Annotated in this window: 15 protein-coding genes; 7 read left to right on the plus strand and 8 right to left on the minus strand. The window is 65.7% G+C overall.

What is annotated here, in order from left to right; genetic code table 11:
* Window positions 1–23: 23 nt before the first annotated feature.
* The 7 genes from N2L00_RS06365 to N2L00_RS06395 form a co-directional block, all read right to left on the minus strand.
* The gene (locus N2L00_RS06365) at window positions 24–920 is read right to left on the minus strand and encodes a hypothetical protein (RefSeq protein ID WP_255863243.1); all 897 of its coding nucleotides are present in this window, start codon (window positions 918–920) and stop codon (window positions 24–26) included.
* A 1-nt stretch (window position 921) separates the two neighbouring features.
* Entirely contained in the window at window positions 922–1,227 is a 306-nt protein-coding gene (locus N2L00_RS06370) for an urease subunit gamma (RefSeq protein WP_255765852.1), read from the minus strand.
* Between the two features lie 214 nt (window positions 1,228–1,441).
* Window positions 1,442–1,870 carry an OsmC family protein gene (locus N2L00_RS06375; protein WP_255765853.1) on the minus strand — a complete coding sequence of 143 codons (429 nt, stop codon included), beginning with the start codon at window positions 1,868–1,870 and terminating at the stop codon, window positions 1,442–1,444.
* Between the two features lie 81 nt (window positions 1,871–1,951).
* A complete protein-coding gene (locus tag N2L00_RS06380) occupies window positions 1,952–2,299 on the minus strand; it encodes a hypothetical protein (protein ID WP_255863242.1) in 348 nt (115 codons plus the stop codon).
* 166 nt (window positions 2,300–2,465) lie between these two features.
* Window positions 2,466–4,247 (minus strand): 2-oxoglutarate dehydrogenase, E2 component, dihydrolipoamide succinyltransferase, encoded by a 1,782-nt coding sequence (gene sucB, locus N2L00_RS06385; RefSeq protein ID WP_255765855.1) that lies wholly within the window; start codon window positions 4,245–4,247, stop codon window positions 2,466–2,468.
* A gap of 120 nt (window positions 4,248–4,367) precedes the next feature.
* Window positions 4,368–5,750, minus strand: coding sequence for a dihydrolipoyl dehydrogenase (gene lpdA, locus N2L00_RS06390; protein WP_229952239.1), 1,383 nt, complete (start codon window positions 5,748–5,750; stop codon window positions 4,368–4,370).
* Between the two features lie 190 nt (window positions 5,751–5,940).
* On the minus strand, window positions 5,941–7,470 hold the full coding sequence (locus N2L00_RS06395; RefSeq protein WP_255863240.1) for a leucyl aminopeptidase: 1,530 nt from the start codon (window positions 7,468–7,470) through the stop codon (window positions 5,941–5,943).
* A gap of 273 nt (window positions 7,471–7,743) precedes the next feature.
* Between N2L00_RS06395 and N2L00_RS06400 the strand changes: the two genes are divergently transcribed.
* From N2L00_RS06400 to N2L00_RS06425, 6 genes are all read left to right on the plus strand, one after another.
* A complete protein-coding gene (locus N2L00_RS06400) occupies window positions 7,744–8,808 on the plus strand; it encodes a PAC2 family protein (protein ID WP_370647020.1) in 1,065 nt (354 codons plus the stop codon).
* Between the two features lie 39 nt (window positions 8,809–8,847).
* Window positions 8,848–10,185 (plus strand): nitrate/nitrite transporter, encoded by a 1,338-nt coding sequence (locus N2L00_RS06405; protein WP_255863239.1) that lies wholly within the window; start codon window positions 8,848–8,850, stop codon window positions 10,183–10,185.
* 57 nt (window positions 10,186–10,242) lie between these two features.
* Window positions 10,243–11,001: an ABC transporter ATP-binding protein gene (locus tag N2L00_RS06410; RefSeq protein WP_255765858.1), complete on the plus strand. Its 759-nt coding sequence runs from the start codon at window positions 10,243–10,245 to the stop codon at window positions 10,999–11,001.
* Between the two features lie 16 nt (window positions 11,002–11,017).
* A complete protein-coding gene (locus tag N2L00_RS06415; RefSeq protein WP_255863238.1) occupies window positions 11,018–11,773 on the plus strand; it encodes an ABC transporter permease in 756 nt (251 codons plus the stop codon).
* 167 nt (window positions 11,774–11,940) lie between these two features.
* On the plus strand, window positions 11,941–13,278 hold the full coding sequence (locus N2L00_RS06420; protein ID WP_255863236.1) for a DUF4192 family protein: 1,338 nt from the start codon (window positions 11,941–11,943) through the stop codon (window positions 13,276–13,278).
* A 303-nt stretch (window positions 13,279–13,581) separates the two neighbouring features.
* Window positions 13,582–14,868, plus strand: coding sequence for an RNA polymerase sigma factor (locus tag N2L00_RS06425; RefSeq protein WP_227922484.1), 1,287 nt, complete (start codon window positions 13,582–13,584; stop codon window positions 14,866–14,868).
* A 214-nt stretch (window positions 14,869–15,082) separates the two neighbouring features.
* Here the strand turns inward: N2L00_RS06425 and N2L00_RS06430 are convergent, their stop codons facing one another.
* Window positions 15,083–15,304, minus strand: a complete 222-nt coding sequence (locus tag N2L00_RS06430; protein WP_146362357.1) for a hypothetical protein — start codon at window positions 15,302–15,304, stop codon at window positions 15,083–15,085.
* Between the two features lie 239 nt (window positions 15,305–15,543).
* Here N2L00_RS06430 and N2L00_RS06435 point away from each other — a divergent pair, with 239 nt between their 5' ends.
* Window positions 15,544–17,655 (plus strand): type IIA DNA topoisomerase subunit B, encoded by a 2,112-nt coding sequence (locus tag N2L00_RS06435; RefSeq protein WP_255765861.1) that lies wholly within the window; start codon window positions 15,544–15,546, stop codon window positions 17,653–17,655.
* Window positions 17,656–17,685: the final 30 nt, after the last annotated feature.

Here is a 17,685-nt window from a genome sequence, read left to right on the forward strand (position 1 = left end):
TGGCGTTTGGATGGGATTTGCGGTCAACTCGAGCGGATCGGGACAGGGTGGTGATGCGGATGGCCGTCGGCCGCCCCGTGGTTGTGGGATTGGCCGATGTCCGCGTCAAAGGCGTGTGAGTGGGCGTAACCGTGACCGTGATCAGCCTGCAGTCCGGCGTCAATACCGGTGGAGCCGTGGCTGAGGTTGTGCAGTGCGTCGCGAACACGCTCGCCGATGACGCGAAGCACCGCCTGCTCGCTCATGAGTGCACCGTAGAACCGGGCTTGGGCGAAATCTCCCTCGCCGAAGGGCACCGTTTCGCCGTGCACGGTCGGCACCCGCCGAAATCCTCCGGGAACAACCACCGTCTCCGTGCTGCCGAGCAGACCCAGCCGTCGTACGGCCTCCAGGAGCGCATCCGCGTCGTTGACAGTGGCAACCTCCACGAGGTTGCCGGCCCCGTTCGTGCGCACCAGATGCGCGATGCGGTAGAGCTCGGCGTCATCGAAAGGATTGGCGGCGTCCCCGACGATCAGCACTGCCGCCTCCGGGGACTGCCTGCGCACCTCGACGGCGGCGGCCCGAAGCCAAGCCGTGAGATGGTCGCCGGTGCCGAATTCGTCGGCCAGGGCCAGCGGGGCCGAGGCGGCACCGCGCGGGACTGCACCGGCTCCCAGCCAGCGGAGGGTCTTCGCCGTGTCCGCAACAAGTGTCGGGTTGCGGCCGAAGGTCAGCGGCAGCACGACGACGGGTGCGGGGTCCGCTCCGTCGGCCCTGTCCGCACGCAGCCGAGTAAGGACATTGTGCAGCGGTCGTCCGGCGGGGGTAATGAGGGCCCCCGGAAGGGAAGCCCTGACAAAGGACAGATCCGCTCCGTTGCCGCTCTCATGTCCTCCGACCAGTACCACCGTCGCACCCGGCTCGATGGGCCAGGTCAAGTCACACCCCGATGGGATCGTGACAGGAGACCAGCTTGCTGCCGTCGGCGAAAGTCGCCTCGACCTGCAGGAGGGGCAGCCGTTCACGGACGCCGTCCATGCACTGGCTTTCAGAAACGATGGTCTTACCGAGTTCCATCACCTCTGCGACGGTCCGGCCGTCGCGGGCACCCTCCAGGATCGCCTCGCAGATGAGGGCGGTGGCCTCGCTGACATTGAGCTTGGTTCCCCGCTCGCGCCGCTTACGGGCCAAATCCGCCACTTGGTATATGTAGAGTTTGTCTATTTCCTTGGGAGTGAGGTTCATACCTTCACCTTCAGACGCAGTTGCGATCGTATCTGGACCGCTCGCCCGACGCACCGGTCTGGCTCGCTTACAAAAAACCGTACGCGCACGCATCAGCCACGACCACCCGTTCCCGGCCATCTACGCCCGTACCCGGAGAAATGGGGGGGCGGCAGAACAGAGGGCCCCCGTTCCGGACGGAACAGGGGCCCTCTGTGCTGCGGATAGCCGGCTCCTAGGACTCGAGAGTGGCGTCCAGGGAGATCTTGATGCCGGCGAGTGCCTGGGACACGGGGCAGCCGCTCTTGGCAGCCTCAGCGATGTCCGTGAACTCCTCCGCGGTCAGGCCGGGAACCACCGCGGTAACTTTCAGCCGGCTTTCGGTGATGCCGGTGCCGGGGACAAAGGTCACGTCAGCGGACGTTTCGATCCGTTCCGCGGTCTTTCCTGCCTCGGCCAAACCGTTGCTGAAGGCCATGGAGAAGCAGGCTGAGTGGGCAGCGGCAATAAGTTCCTCAGGGCTGGTCTTGCCGTTGGCTTCTTCGGCGCGGGCCTTCCACGTGACGTCATAGGTGCCGAGTCCGGAGGAGTCGAGGGTGACGTTTCCCTTGCCGTTGAAGAGGTCGCCGTTCCAAACGGTATGGGCTGAACGGACTGTAGCCATGGGGGTCTCCTTAAACAGTGATGGGACGGGGCCGGCAACAAGCCGGCACACCATCCCATCCTATTTCCGCTGTTGTGCGGACTACCACATAGTGGCTACGGCAATATTGATGACCGCGAGGATACCCACACCGTTCGCGAGTCCGGAGGACACCGGCTCGTCCTTCTTGTAGCGGCGCTGTCCGATGAAGGCCAGTACGGCAATCACCAGGGTGATCAGCAGCTTGATACCCACCTTCAGGTGGTTGACGTCGCCGTCGCCCATCTCATTGACCGCCACCAGTGCCAGGCCGGTGACCAGCTGGAGCAGTGCTGCGTGGAACTGGCCGGGCAGAACGGTCGGATTCTTGATGCGGGCAAACCAGATGCCCACAATGATGGCTGCGCCGAGGATGTGCAGGAAAACGAGGAAGCTGTGAAGGAAGTCCATAAGGCCAGTTTACCGACTGGAAGTCGGGAACCTTGGGGAAAGCACGGGAGGCAGGTAACTTTTCTACAACATGTAGAGAAAGTTCCGCAGGGTCGATTCCCCCGGAGAAACAGCGCAGGGCGCCCTCCCGGTAACGGGAGAGCGCCCTGTCTCAGCGGAACCGGAACTAGAGCCCCAGGTCTGCCTCGAAGTTGCCTTCTTCCAGGCGTGCCTTCAGCGTCTGCAGGAAGCGGCCTGCATCGGCGCCGTCCACCAGGCGGTGGTCGTACGTCAGGGAGAGGTACATCATCGAACGGATGGCAATGTTGTCATTGCCCTCGGCGTCGGTGACAACCATGGGACGCTTGACGATCGCGCCGGTGCCCAGGATGCCGACCTGCGGCTGGTTGATGATCGGCGTGTCGAAGAGGGCTCCGACGCTGCCGATGTTCGTGATGGTGAACGTGCCCCCGGAGAGCTCGTCGGGGCCGATCTTGTTGTTGCGCGTACGGCTGCCGACATCGGCAATCTTCTTGGCGAGGCCGGTGATGTTCAGGTCACCGGCGTCGTTGATGACCGGAACCAGCAGGCCCTTCTCGGTGTCCACGGCAATCGCGAGGTGCTCGGCGTCGTGGTACGTGATTTCCTGCGTCTCGTTGTTGTACGAGGCGTTGAGGACCGGGTGCTGCTTCAGGCCCTCGACAACTGCCTTGGCAATGAACGGCAGGAAGGTGAGCTTCGCGCCGTTCTGCTGCTGGAAGTTGCCCTTGGCCTTCTGGCGCAGGGCTGCAATGCGGGTCATGTCGACCTCGTGCACCTGGGTCAGCTGTGCCGACTCCTCCAGGGACTCGCGCATACGGCGCGCGATGGTCTGGCGGATGCGCGGTGCCTTGACCGTGGTGCCGCGGAGCTTCGCGCTGGCTTCGCTGATCTGCGCCGGTGCTGCCTTTTCGGAGGCGGCGGAGGCTGCGGGAGCGGAAGCGGCGGGCTGCTGCGAGGCGGCCTTCTTGGCCTCGGCGGCTTCCAGCACGTCCTGCTTGCGGATGCGTCCGGCGACGCCGGAACCCTTGATGCTGGAGAGGTCGACGCCGTGTTCGTTGGCGAGCTTGCGCACCAGCGGGGTCACGTAGGTGCCGCCGTCGTTGGAACCGCTGGGAGCCTCCTGCTTCGGAGCTTCGGCCTTGGGGGCTTCCTGCTTGGGAGCTTCGGCCTTGGGAGCTTCCTGCTTGGGAGCCTCCGCCTTGGGCTCTTCCTTCTTTTCCGGCTCGACGGCCGGCGCTTCGCGCTCGTCCTTGGAAGCGGCCGCTACGGGCTCGGCTCCCTTGGGCTCGGCCTTGGCGGGGGCAGCAGCACCGGATCCGATGACGGCCAGTACGGAACCGACCTCGGCCGTGTCGTCTTCATTGACCCGGATTTCCAGCAGCTTGCCGGCTACCGGGGAAGGGATCTCGGTGTCGACCTTGTCGGTGGAAACCTCGAGCAGCGGCTCGTCCATTTCGACGTCGTCGCCAACGGCCTTGAGCCAGCGGGTGACGGTGCCTTCGGTGACGGACTCGCCGAGGGCGGGGAGGGTGACCTCGGTGCCTTCGCCGGAGCCGCTCTCCGCGGGGGCTTCCTCAGCCGGGGCAGCAGCCGCGGGAGCTTCTTCAGCGGCCGGAGCCGGAGCCTCTTCGGCCGGTGCTTCCTGGTTGGCGGCGCTGCCGCCGTCGTCCGGCTGTTCGCCGGAGCCGGAGCCGTCGCCGATGCGCACAAGTGCTGCGCCGACCTCGGCGGTTTCGTCTTCGGCCACGAGGATTTCCTCGATGACGCCGGCAACGGGGGAGGGGATTTCGGTGTCAACCTTGTCGGTGGATACCTCGAGCAGGGGCTCGTCGACCTCGACGCGGTCGCCCACGTTCTTCAGCCAGCGGGTGACGGTGCCTTCGGTGACGCTTTCCCCGAGGGCTGGTAAGTTCACGGTTTCAGACATATTGTCCCCGTTTCTCCTTGTTAGATCTTTTGTGACCAGCCGTGCCGCTGGTGCTGGTGATGATTTCCCCCGGGCCGCAGCCGCAAACCGGATGCGGCCCGGGGGAGTGAATCTTAGGTATTAACCGTGAAGGGGTTTGCCGGCCAGGGCCATAGCGGCTTCGCCCAGCGCTTCGTTCTGCGTCGGGTGAGCGTGGATCAGGCTGGCAATATCCTCAGGGTACGCCTCCCAGTTGACGATCAGCTGGGCTTCACCGATCTGCTCGCCGATACGGCCGCCGATCATGTGAACGCCCACGATGGGGCCGTCCTTCTCGCGGACCATCTTGATGAGGCCGGAGGAACCGAGGATGGAGGTCTTGCCGTTGCCGGCCAGGTTGTATTCCTGGACCTCGACGTTCTCGGCGCCCAGCTTGTCCTTGGCCTTGGCCTCGGTCAGGCCGACGGAGGCGATTTCCGGCTCGCAGTAGGTGACCTTGGGGATGTTGACGTCGTCAACCACAACGGGCTTCAGGCCGGCGATTTCCTCGGCAACGAAGATGCCCTGCTGGAAGCCGCGGTGGGCCAGCTGCAGGCCGGGAACAATGTCACCCACGGCGTAGATGTTGCCGACGCCGGTGTGCAGGCGGTCATTGGTGATGACGAAGCCGCGGTCCATGGTCAGTCCGGCTTCTTCGTAGCCCAGGTTGGCGGTGACGGGGCCGCGGCCCACGGCAACGAGCAGCAGATCGGCTTCGAAGGTCTTGCCGTCGGCCAGCGTGACGACGACGCCGTCGTCGTTCTGCTGGACGTTGTCGAAGAAGATGCCGGTGCTGAACTTGATGCCGCGCTTCTTGTACGCGCGTTCAAGCTGCTTGATGATGGCTGCGTCCTCGTTGGGAACCAGCGAGGGCAGGCCCTCCACGATGGTGACGTCCACGCCGAAGGAGTTCCAGACAGAGGCGAATTCGACGCCGATGACGCCGCCGCCGAGGATAACCGCGCTCTTGGGTACGGTGTCCATCTTCAGTGCCTGGTCGGAGGTGATGACCTTGCCGCCGATTTCCAGGCCCGGCAGTGAACGGGAGTAGGAACCGGTGGCCAGGATGATGTTCTTGCCGGTGTAGGTCTCACCGTTGACCTCGATGGTCTTTTCGCTGGTGAGCTTGCCTTCACCCTCGATGACGGTGATGCCCTTGGACTTGATCAGGCCCTGCAGGCCGCGGAACTTGCCCGCAATGATGTTGTCCTTGTAGGAGTTCACGGCCGTCATGTCGATGGAGTCGAAGGTGGCGTTGATGCCGTACTTCGAGGCCGTCTTGGCGTTCTCCGCGATTTCAGCGGAGTGCAGGAGCGCCTTGGTGGGGATGCAGCCGTTGTGAAGGCAGGTCCCGCCCAGCTTCCCCTTTTCAATCAGACCTACGGAGAATCCCAGCTCCACGGAGCGCAGTGCCGCGGCGTAGCCGCCGCTGCCTCCGCCGAGGATCAGGATGTCGAACTCTTGCGCAGCTGCCTTATCGGCCACTTGGACGCTCCCTCGCGTATTCGTTAGACGCGCCCATGCGCGCCGATGAGTTATTGGGCGTTTGTGATCAGTCCTCACCCTATCGCCCCCTACCACCGGCATCCACTTGAACACAGGCAGTAGGGGGCGAAGTGTAATGAGAAACACCTGCCACAACCGTCAGTTCCGTTTCACGGAACCGTATTGGATGCTATGAGGCGCGCGCCACGACGTCTTCGGCGTAGGCCACCAAGGTGCGGACGGCGACGCCGGTGCCTTCCTTCGGGGTGTAGCCGTAGGGGGCGCTGTCATTGAAAGCCGGTCCCGCGATGTCCAGGTGTGCCCACGGAATCTTGGTTCCGTTGACCTCGCCGACGAATTCCCGCAGGAAGGTGGCGGCGGTCATCATGCCGCCGAACCGCTCCCCGTGGTTGGCGATATCCGCCACCTGGGAATCCAGGCTAGCCCGCAGCTCCTCCGGAATCGGCATCGGCCAGAACAGCTCGCCGGCACGGTCCGCCGCTGCCTTGACGGCGTCCCGAACGCCTTCTTCGCCCATGACTGCGGAGACGCGCCGGCCCAGGGCAATCATCTGGGCACCGGTCAGCGTAGCCACGTCGATGATCGCGTCGGGGGCTTCCTCGCTGGCAGCCACCAGACCGTCGGCCATCACCAGCCGGCCCTCGGCGTCCGTGTTCAGGACCTCGACGGTGCGGCCGCCGTAGGTGGTCATGACGTCGGAGGGACGCTGCGCCGTGCCCGAGGGCATGTTCTCGGCAATGCAGAGCCAGGAGGTCACCTTGATGGGAAGCCCCAGTTCGGCGATGGCCAGCAGGGCGTTCAGTACGACGGCGGCCCCGCCCATGTCCGACTTCATCGCCTCCATGCCGGCGGCCGGCTTGAGGGACAGTCCGCCGGAGTCGAAGGTGATGCCCTTGCCGACGAGCGCCAGCTTGACCTTCGAGCGCAGCGGCGCGTATTCGAGCTTGACCAGGCGCGGGGGACGGGCCGATCCCTTGCCCACCCCGAGGATGCCGCCGAAGCCTTCGCGTTCCAGCTTCTTTTCGTCCATCACGGTGACCTTCACGGGCAGCGACTTGGCCAGGTCCTTGGCCGCGGCGGCGAAGGTCTCCGGGTAGAGGTGGCTCGGCGGCTGGTTGACCAGGGTCCGGGTGGCGTTGACCGCACGGCCGAGGATGCGGGCGCGTTCGAGGGCCGGCTTCAGGCCCTTCTCGTCAGCGGCTGCAGTGATAACGGTGATCTCGGAAACCGGCGCCGGAACCTTGTCCGCGGTGGCGGCACTGCGGTGTTCGGTGAAGCTGTACGCGCCGAACAGGGCACCTTCGGCGACGGCTGCGGCGTCGGCCACGGTGCCGGCCGGCAGTGCGAGGGCGACGGATCCGGTGCCGGCAATCTGGCGGACGGCTGATCCGGCGGCGCGGCGCAGGGCTTCCTCGGTCAGGGCGACGCCGGCCGAAACCTTGCCGAGGCCGGTAAGGACCAGCATGTCCGCGTCGGCCTCGGGCAGGCCGGGCAGGCGGTGGACTTCGTCAACGGCGCCGGTGACGCCGAGCAGCGGCAGTGAAGCAGCCAGGGCGGCAGACGCCTTGGGGGAGAGCGGGCTTTCAATCAGGACGGGACCGTCGGGGGTCTGGCCGACGCCGATCACGAGTGCGCTGGCGGCAACCTTCCGCCCGTCCCTGGATACTGCCGACAGGCTGGGTTCACTGGCTTTGTTCACGAAGCTGGTTCCTCACGGTTCTGTGTTGCTCTGCGTTTACCACACCGATCGTAGTCCGAAGAACGCCCGCATGCCGCAACGTTGCTTCTAGCTGCTGCACGGGGCCGTTAGTAAAGGCAGGTCCCGGTTCCGGAATGAAACGCACGCGTCCGGGCGTTTACCCTTGAGTAAGGGCACAGCAACGGTCTAAAGCAGCCGGATTCACCGGTCGTCACCTTCCTGTGCCAAGAGCCTGTGCCAAGAGCGCACGTGAGTTCCCGGGAGGGGTAAGACATGCTGGATCCGTTGACCCTGTTTAATCTGAATCCGGAGGTCGCGGAATCCGGGGACCTCTCCGGCTTGAAGCTCCTGGTCGGTTTCACGGGCTTTGCCGAAGCCGGCCACGTGGTCAGCCAGATCCGGGACGAGTTGTTTGATGCCCTGGACCATGACCTGGTGGCCACGTTCGACGCGGACCAGTTGATTGACTACCGCAACCGCCGGCCGCAGATTTCCTTTATCGAAGACCACCTCAGCGACTACGAACCGCCGCGGCTTGAGCTGCACCGGATGTATGACGGTCTGGGCGAACCGTTCCTGTTCCTGACCGGCTTCGAACCGGACCTGCAGTGGGAACGTTTCACGGCGGCCGTAGTGCATTTGGTGAAGGCCTTCGACGTAAGCCTGGTCTGCTGGGTCCATTCGATACCGATGCCCGTCCCGCACACCCGCCCGATCGGCGTGACCACGCACGGCAACCGGCCCGACCTGGTGGAAGGGATCAGCTCCTGGACGCCGATCGCCCAGGTACAGGCCGCCGTCGGACACGTCCTGGAGCTCCGGCTCGTCGAAGCAGGGGTCGACGTCGTCGGTCACGTAGTGCACGTACCGCACTACCTGGCGGAGGCGGAGTTCCCGCCCGCAGCCGTCGCCGGACTCGAGTACCTCGGTGCCGCCGCCTCACTGGTGCTGCCGACGGACCGGCTCCGCGAAGCAGGCCGCGACGTCGAACGCCAGATCACCGAACAGGTCGAGGCATCTGCGGAGGTTAAGGGCGTGGTGGCCACGCTCGAAAAGCGTTACGACCAGTACACCGAAAGCACCGTGCGGCGCTCCCTGCTGGTCAAGGGCAACGACGAGCTGGCAGACGCCGAGGAAATCGGAGCCGCGGTGGAGGCCTACCTGGCCAGCCCGCAGGCCGAAGAGGAATCCGAGGCGCTGTGGCCCGAAAACCAGCATGAAACCGAGAACAGCGGACCGAGCGGAAACGCGGATCAGGAGAATGCACCAAATGCCACCGAGGGCACGGTTGAGGGGCACGGCAGCGACGACGGGAACGGCCGGACCGGCACGGCCTGACGCCGCGCATCCCCGCCCCTGCCCGGGGCAGGTGTGCCGGTGAACGGAACACGGGCCTGGATTGTCTGGGGCGTAGGCGTCTTTGCCTACATGGTGGCGGTGACCCAGCGGACCTCATTCGGCGTGGCCGGCATCGAAGCCACTGAACGCTTCTCCGCGACTGCGTCCGTCCTGTCCGTCTTTACGGTGGTGCAGCTGCTGGTCTATGCGGGGCTGCAGATACCCGTAGGGGTGCTGGTGGACCGCTTCGGCCCGCGGCTGCTGATCGCCGGCGGAGCGGCACTGATGCTTGCCGGACAGTTCCAGCTGGCTACCGCCGATTCCGTCGGCGCCGGCATCCTCGGGCGCTCCCTGGTGGGCGCCGGCGACGCCCTCACCTTCATCTCCGTGCTGCGGCTGCTTCCGGCCTGGTTCTCCGGCAGGAAAATCCCCGTCCTGACCCAGTACACCGGCATCGTCGGCCAGCTGGGGCAGATTGCCAGCGCCATTCCTTTCGCCTATGTGCTGCACCACTTCGGGTGGAGCACGGCGTTTGTCTCCGCGGCCTCGCTGTCCCTGCTTGCCCTGGTCCTGACCCTGGCCTGCGTGCGGAACCGGCCCGAGGGCGGCGAAGCCCCCGTCCCGCTGCCGCTGCGGCAGACAGGCACGTCGCTGGCGGAGGCGTTTGCCCAGCCCGGGACGCGCCTGGGCATGTGGACCCACTACACCGTGCAGTTCCCCGGCACGGTGTTCGTGATGATGTGGGGCTTCCCGTACCTGGTCAGTGCCGAAGGCGTGTCTTCCGCCGTCGCGTCGGGCCTCATGACCTTCTTCGTGGTGGTCGCGATTGTCTGCGGACCGTGGATGGGGTCCTGGGTTGGCAGGCATCCGCTGCGCCGGTCGACTATGGTGCTGCTGATCGCCGGCGCCATGGCGGCCGGGTGGGCGGCCGTGCTGCTATATCCCGGTCCGGCGCCGCTGTGGCTGTTGGTCCTCCTCGTGGCGCTGCTTGCCGTCGGCGGTCCCGGCTCCATGATCGGGTTCGATTTTGCCCGGACGTACAACCCCAGCGCCCGGCTGGGAACAGCCACCGGGATTGTGAACATCGGCGGCTTCATTGCCTCGCTGGTCAGCATGTACCTGATCGGCGTGGTGCTGGACGTGCTGAACAACAGCGGCTTTTCAGGGGGAAACCTGTACGCCCTGGACTCCTTCCGCATCGCCTTGTCCGTCCAGTTTGCCGTGATGGCGGTAGGCGTCGCGGGCATCCTCCGGACCCGGGGGCTGATCCGCTCGCGGCTGGCCGATGAAGGATCCCCGCTGCCGCCGCTCCGTGCAGCGCTGGCCCGCGAACGGCAGCGCCGCCGCGGGGAACGCGGCGGTCAGGGTCCGCAGTAGCAGCGCGGCACCCTTCACCCTTGACCCTTGTGCGGCCCCGCCGCCAAAATGATCCGCATGACCAGGGCACAGGTGCCTGCCGGCACGGTGGTTAGCGTGAGCGGGATATCCAAGGCGTTCCGGCGTATCGCGGCGCTCGAGGACGTCACCTTTTCGATCGACGCGGGTGAAGCCTTCGGAATCCTCGGTCCCAACGGCGCCGGCAAGACCACCACGGTGGAGTGTGTGGCCGGCACGTTGCGGCCCGACGGCGGACGCGTCACCGTGCTGGGCGTGGATCCCGCGGCTGACCGGGCAACCGTGCGTGAGCGTGTCGGCTATCAGCTCCAGGCCGCCGCCCTGCCTCCCGCCCTGCGCGTGGAGGAGGCGCTGCGGCTGTTTGCCGCTTTCTACCCTGCGCCTGCCGATGTGCCGGAGCTGCTGCGCACCGTCGGGCTGCACGAACACCGCAAACGCCCCTTCGGCAAGCTTTCCGGCGGGCAGAAGCAGCGCCTGTCGATTGCCCTCGCGCTCATCGGCAATCCCGACGTCGTCGTGTTCGACGAGTTGACCACGGGGCTGGACCCGCAGGGCCGGCGCGATGTGCGGCAGCTGATTCAACGGGTGAAGGACGGCGGCATCACGGTTGTCCTCGTCACCCACTACCTTGACGACGTCGAACGCCTCTGCGACCGCTTGGCGATTATCGACGCCGGCCGGACACGGTTCGTGGGCACGCCGGCGGAACTGCTCGCCGTTTCCGGCAGGAACGCCGCCGAGCCCGGTGCTCTGGAGGATGCGTACCTGGCCTTCATCGAGCAGGCGGCAGCCGATTGAAGGGGAGAGGTGGAGCATGCGGGCGCTGGGAGCCCTGACGCGCACGGAAGCGACGCTGTATCTGCGCAATCCGGTGAGCATTTTCATGGCATTGGTGCTGCCCTCGGCCATTCTGCTGCTCCAGGGCTTCGTCATTCCCAACACGCGGGTCCCGCTGGGAGGCACGGATCCCGTCTATGCGGCCCTGCGCCCCATCGACCTGCTCGTGCCGCTGTCCATAGCGGTGGCACTGGCCAGTGTGGCGGTGACCAATTACCCGTCCGCGATCAGCGGTTACCGGGAGACCGGCGTGCTGCGCCGGCTGGGCGTGACGCCCGTCGGCGCGCACCGCATCCTGTTTGCCCAATGGATCGTCAGCGGCGCAGCGCTCGCCGTTGCGGTGACCGTCACCGTCCTGCTCGCCAGGGTTGTCTTTAACAGCCGGATGCCGGGCAGTCCCGGAGTGGTTGTCCTCGTGGTGGTTTTCGGTGTTGCTGCCATGATGGCCGTGGGATCACTCATTGCCGCCCTCGCCGGGACCGCCCAGAACGCCTACGGCATCGGATTCCTGGTGTTTATGGGGTGCATGTTCACCGCCGGGTTATGGACGCCCGGGCCGCTGATGCCGGAAGGAATCCGGCAGGTTGCGTCTTTCACCCCGCTCGGTGCCATGACCCAGGCGCTGACCGCCGCCTGGTACGGAGGAACCGTGACGGTTGCCCCCTTCCTCGTGATGCTCGTCTGGACCGTTGCATGCGCGGTGCCGGCCGCGAAGGTTTTCCGCTGGAAGTGACCCCTCCGTGGCTGGCGGGCGGGCATGCCTGCCGGCCCGCGTTGCACCCGGCCACTCTTCCTCCACTCTTCCTCCACGGCTGCCGACGCTGCGGCTCAGCCGGCGCCGGATGCACAGGCCCCGGGCCTGCTCTGCAGCGACCGCGGATTCCCGGGGACCCTTGGGCCATGAGCACAGAACCGGCCGACGGCACCCCGCGCAACCCCTACCGCATCAACGCTCCGGCGGACATCCTCAGCCTGGTTCCCCACACGCTGGGCTTCGAGCCGCGCGAGTCCCTGGTGCTGATGGCATTATGCGGCGGCCGGCTCGGTGCGACGCTGCGGCTGGACCTGCCTCCGGGGCCGGGAGCCAAAGCCGGAGCGAATGCCGCCTATGCTGCCGCGGCCTGCCGGTTCATGGCCGCCGACACCGAGGCTGACGGCGTGCTGCTGGCACTGTATACGGACCGGCCCTGGAAGGACCCGGCGCATCCGCCCTACCGGCCGCTGGTCCGCCGCCTTGGGAAGGACCTGGCCGCCGCCGGCATCCCGCTGCAGGATGGCTGGCTGGTCGGGCCGGACACCTGGCGGGACTATTTCTGCACCCAACCGGACTGCTGCCCCTGGCCGGGGGCGCCCAGGTCGCAGATTGCGGACAGCATGCTGAACACGGAACTGGTGTACCGGGGAAGTGCCTTTGCCGCGTCGCTGGAAAGGGCAGTGGGGGAGTCTTTCCCGCTGCAGTGGCCCAACAAGGGCGAGGTTGCGGACAGCCGGGCGCGCTTTGGGGAACAGGTGGGTGCACATTGGTGTGAACGGGACCAGTTCCACCGCACCCTGGAGCTATGGGGAAACTGTTTTGCCGGCGGCGTCCTCGATACGGGTGCTGAACCGTATGCGGAAGACGCGTTCGAGCCGTTCGCCGGTACCCGGAACCGGTTGCACCGCGATCCCGAATGTGCCGGGTTTCTCCTGGCGAGCCTCTCTGACCGCGGGATCCGTGATGCCCTGCTGGTCCTGACTGCTGCGGGCCAAGCCGCCGCCGTTTACGGCGCAGAGGCCAACGGCCTGGTCCGCCCGCAGGTCCACCCCGTGGTCCTTCCCGGTTCCGCAGATCGCGGAGCGGCAGCATCCGGCGTCGTTCCCCTGCTGCCGCGCCCTCGAAGGCAGTCCAAGGCAGCTGCGGACTTCCGCAGCATCCTGGTGGGCCGAGGGGATGCTCCGGACTGGAGCCTGCTGGACCGGGCGTACGCCGTTTTCTCGGACCTCGTGCCCGCCGCGGACGAAGATGCCAAGGCAGCGCTGCTTTCGCTGCTTGCCTGGATGGAGTGGGCCAGGGGGCGCGGCTCGCGTGCCCACGTCCATCTGCAGCACGCGCTCGATGCGTGCCCCGGCTACCGCCTGGCGCTGCTGCTGCGTGAACTGCTGGGTACGGGAATCCTCCCGGACTGGACCGGCTCCCGGGACGGGTCGTGGCCGGGCACGGCGGACGGCTGGCCCGAGACCCCGATGAACCGGTGCTGAAAGAGAACCGGCGGGGAAAAGCCGCATGGCGGAACAGGCCCGCGGAGTGTGCCGATAACGTGCGCCGGTGCTGTGGCGGGACGGAAAACGTGCGACAATGGGAACCGAGACCCGGTCGGGTTCGTGTATCAAGTGTCCTTTGAACTGCCAGTCCTTGTGGCCAGCGGAACAATACACCGGCACGGCGTGTTCTATTCAGAGCAAGCCAAACCGAAACACTTGGATAGAATCACGGACTTGACAGGGTCATAGTGGTGTTGCCCCCAATGGCGGTGCCACAACCCGCCGTATGAAAGGTTTTCTGTGTCGCCGAGAAAGACAACTGCAGTCGAAGAGACTGACACTGCAAATAAGCGCACTGCCGCAACTGAGGCCCCGTCAGCGGTGGCCGACAAGGAGGCTGCTTCCGGCGAAAAGACCGCGGCCAAGACGGCCCGCAAGCCGGCTGCCCGGAAGGCTCCGGCGAAGGCCGGCACCACTGCAGCTGGACGAAAGACCGCTGCGAAGACCGCCAAGGCTGCCAAGGCCGAGGTTGATGAAGAGGTTGACTCTGCCGACGTAGAGCCGGACGCGGACGCCGTCGAAGGTGCAGACACTGCAGCAGCACCCACCGGATCCGGTTTCGTGTACTCGGATGCCGACGACGACGACGCCCCTGCCCAGCAGGTCGTCTCCGCCGGTGCCACGGCCGACCCGGTCAAGGACTACCTGAAGCAGATCGGTAAGGTCGCCCTGCTGAACGCCGAGCAGGAAGTCGACCTCGCACTGCGGATCGAAGCCGGCCTGTACGCCGAAGAGAAGATGGCGGCGGATCCCGACATGGATCCCAAGCTCAAGCGTGAGCTTCAGTGGGTCTCCCATGACGGCAAGCGCGCCAAGAACCACCTGCTCGAAGCCAACCTGCGCCTCGTAGTGTCGCTGGCCAAGCGTTACACCGGCCGCGGCATGCTCTTCCTGGACCTGATCCAGGAAGGCAACCTTGGCCTCATCCGCGCCGTAGAGAAGTTCGACTACACCAAGGGCTTCAAGTTCTCCACGTACGCAACGTGGTGGATCCGCCAGGCCATCACCCGCGCCATGGCAGACCAGGCCCGCACCATCCGCATCCCGGTGCACATGGTGGAAGTCATTAACAAGCTGGCCCGTGTGCAGCGCCAGATGCTCCAGGACCTGGGCCGCGAGCCCGCGCCGGAAGAGCTGGCACTGGAACTGGACATGACCCCTGAAAAGGTCGTCGAGGTGCAGAAGTACGGCCGTGAGCCGATCTCCCTGCACACCCCGCTGGGTGAAGACGGCGACTCCGAGTTCGGCGACCTCATTGAGGATTCCGAAGCCGTGGTTCCCGCCGATGCAGTCAGCTTCACGCTGCTGCAGGAGCAGCTGCATTCAGTGCTGGACACGCTGTCCGAACGCGAAGCCGGCGTTGTTGCCATGCGTTTCGGCCTCACCGACGGCCAGCCGAAGACCCTGGACGAAATCGGCAAGGTTTACGGCGTGACCCGTGAACGGATCCGCCAGATCGAATCCAAGACCATGTCCAAGCTGCGCCACCCGTCGCGGTCGCAGGTCCTGCGGGACTACCTGGACTAGACACCTGCCGGTTCGCCGGCAATCCGCTTCACCAACAGCACCCCGATCCGCGTCTGCGGTCGGGGTGCTGTTGTGTGCGCCCCGGCGGACCAAGATGCAGCTGGACAAAAAGAAGTCCCCTTCCGATCCGGAAGGGGACTTCTTCAAGCTTGGTACGCCGCGTCGACGCGGACTTTACTCCGTGGCTTCGCTGACCATTCAGGCGCCTGCGTGTTTACTCTGCAGAAACCGGTGCCTTCTCGTTCAGGCGCGAGGTCTCGTCCTGCCATTCCGAAGTGAGCGGACGGAGGTTCGCCTCCACCGCACGGGCGTGGTGCCCGCAGAAAAGCAGTTCCCCACCGGAGGATTCCAGTACGGCACGTACGTATGCCTGTGCGCCGCAACGGTCGCAGCGGTCCAGGCTGTTCAGCTCACGGGTTGCTACTGCTGCTGTCATGAGTTGCCTCCTCAAGGGTGTTGATACTTCATATAACCACCTTTGACACCCCGTCCCTTGCAGGTTGGCCCGCCTTTCGCTCTACGCGTACCCTTTCGGCGCGGCCACCGTGGGCAAACTCACGCAACTGAGTCGTTGAGCGGAAGTGTCACCGCCGGGGATTAACCTTGTAGGAGTTCCTGATTGTTCCCGGCTATCCCTACCGGCGAAACAGCCGACACCAAGGAGTTTCAACGCACGTGGCGCCCCCTAGTTCCGATTACACTGCCCGGCACCTTTCCGTCCTGGAAGGGTTGGAAGCCGTCCGCAAGCGTCCCGGCATGTACATCGGGTCCACCGACTCCCGCGGCCTGATGCACTGTCTCTGGGAAATCATCGACAACTCCGTCGATGAAGCCCTCGCCGGCTTCGGGCAGAGCATCAAGATCATCCTCCACCCGGACGGTTCCGTGGAGATCCACGACGACGGCCGCGGGATTCCGGTGGACATCGAACCGAAAACCGGGCTCTCCGGCGTCGAAGTCGTCTTCACCAAGCTCCACGCCGGCGGCAAGTTCGGCGGCGGGTCCTACGCTGCCTCCGGCGGCCTTCACGGCGTCGGCGCCAGCGTGGTCAACGCCCTCTCCTCCCGACTCGACGTGCAGGTGGACCGGGCGGGCAAGACGTACCAGATGGCCTTCCGCCGCGGCGAGCCCGGGCACTTCGACGACACCGGCAGAAAGCCCGGCCCCGAGGCCAAGTTCTCTCCGTTCCTGGACAGCTCGCGCCTTGAAGTTGTGGGTAAGGCCAAGCGCGGCGTCACGGGCACGCGCATCCGGTACTGGGCCGACCGGCAGATCTTCACGCCGGACGCCAAGTTCTCCTACACCGAACTCCAGGCCCGTGCCCGCCAGACTTCCTTCCTGGTCCCCGGGCTGCGCATCACCCTGCGCGATGAACGGCGCCTGCCCGGAACCCCGGGCGAGAACGGTCCCGTGGAGGAAGTCTTCCATCACGACGGCGGGATCGCCGAGTTCGTCGACTATCTGGCCGCCGACGCCGCCGTCACCGATATCTGGCGCCTGCACGGTTCCGGCAAGTTCAAGGAATCCGTGCCCGTACTCGATGAAAGCGGACATAGCCGGATCACGGAGATTGAACGCGAGGCGGAGGTGGATATCGCCCTGCGCTGGGGGATCGGCTACGAAACCAATATCCGCTCGTTCGTGAACATCATTGCCACACCCAAGGGCGGAACGCACCAGACCGGCTTCGAGCAGGGCCTGCTCAAGACCTTCCGCAAGGTCATTGAAGCCAACGCCCGCAAACTCAAGGCCGGCAACGACAAGATCGAAAAGGACGACGTTTTCGCCGGGCTCACGGCTGTGCTGACGGTCCGCCTCGCCGAACCGCAGTTCGAGGGCCAGACCAAGGAAATCCTCGGCACCTCCGCCGTAAGGGCCATTGTGAGCAAGGTGGTGGAGAAGGAAATCACCGCCCGGTTGAACTCCACGGCGCGCGCCGACAAGGCACAGTCTTCGCAGCTGCTGGAAAAGGTGGTGGCGGAGATGAAGTCCCGGATCTCCGCCCGGGTGCACAAGGAGACCCAGCGCCGGAAGAACGCGCTGGAAACCTCCACCATGCCCGCCAAGCTGGCGGACTGCCGGATCGATGACCAGGAACGCTCTGAACTGTTCATCGTGGAAGGCGACAGCGCCCTGGGCACGGCCAAACTTGCCCGGTCCTCGGACTACCAGGCGCTGCTGCCCATCCGCGGCAAGATCCTGAACGTGCAGAAGGCGTCGGTGGCGGACATGCTGTCCAATGCCGAGTGCGCGGCGCTGATCCAGGTGGTGGGGGCCGGTTCCGGCCGCAGCTTCCAGCTCGACGCGGCCCGGTACGGCAAGGTCATTTTCATGACCGATGCAGACGTCGACGGCGCCCATATCCGGACCCTGCTGCTCACGCTGTTCTTCCGCTACATGCGCCCGCTGGTGGACGCCGGACGCGTCTATGCGGCCGTTCCGCCGCTGCACCGGGTGGAGGTCATCAACGCAGGCTCCAAGAGCAATGAGATGGTCTACACCTACAGCGAAAAGGAACTGCACCAGGTCCTTGCCCGCCTGGAAAAGGAAGGCAAGCGCTACAAGGAACCGATCCAGCGCTACAAGGGCCTGGGCGAGATGGACGCGGGCCAGCTGGCCGAGACCACCATGGATCCCCGGCACCGCACCCTGCGGAGGGTCCGGATTTCGGAGGCGGCTGCCGCCGAGCAGGCATTCGAACTCCTGATGGGCAGCGACGTGGCGCCGCGCAAGGACTTCATCATCGCCGGCGCGGCCATGCTGGACCGGGACCGGATCGACGCCTAGCCGGGACCCGTGCCCGGGGAAGCAGGCCGG

This window comes from Arthrobacter sp. zg-Y1171, from assembly GCF_025244845.1.
Taxonomy (GTDB): domain Bacteria; phylum Actinomycetota; class Actinomycetes; order Actinomycetales; family Micrococcaceae; genus Arthrobacter_B.

Excerpts from the sequence above, each read along its gene's own strand:
- N2L00_RS06420 (WP_255863236.1), top strand. The coding sequence starts at position 11,941 with ATGAGCACAGAACCGGCCGACGGCACCCCGCGCAACCCCTACCGCATC.
- sucB (WP_255765855.1), bottom strand. The coding sequence starts at position 4,247 with ATGTCTGAAACCGTGAACTTACCAGCCCTCGGGGAAAGCGTCACCGAA.
- N2L00_RS06410 (WP_255765858.1), top strand. The coding sequence starts at position 10,243 with ATGACCAGGGCACAGGTGCCTGCCGGCACGGTGGTTAGCGTGAGCGGG.
- N2L00_RS06430 (WP_146362357.1), bottom strand. The coding sequence starts at position 15,304 with ATGACAGCAGCAGTAGCAACCCGTGAGCTGAACAGCCTGGACCGCTGC.
- N2L00_RS06415 (WP_255863238.1), top strand. The coding sequence starts at position 11,018 with ATGCGGGCGCTGGGAGCCCTGACGCGCACGGAAGCGACGCTGTATCTG.
- N2L00_RS06380 (WP_255863242.1), bottom strand. The coding sequence starts at position 2,299 with ATGGACTTCCTTCACAGCTTCCTCGTTTTCCTGCACATCCTCGGCGCA.
- N2L00_RS06375 (WP_255765853.1), bottom strand. The coding sequence starts at position 1,870 with ATGGCTACAGTCCGTTCAGCCCATACCGTTTGGAACGGCGACCTCTTC.
- N2L00_RS06400 (WP_370647020.1), top strand. The coding sequence starts at position 7,744 with ATGCTGGATCCGTTGACCCTGTTTAATCTGAATCCGGAGGTCGCGGAA.
- N2L00_RS06370 (WP_255765852.1), bottom strand. The coding sequence starts at position 1,227 with ATGAACCTCACTCCCAAGGAAATAGACAAACTCTACATATACCAAGTG.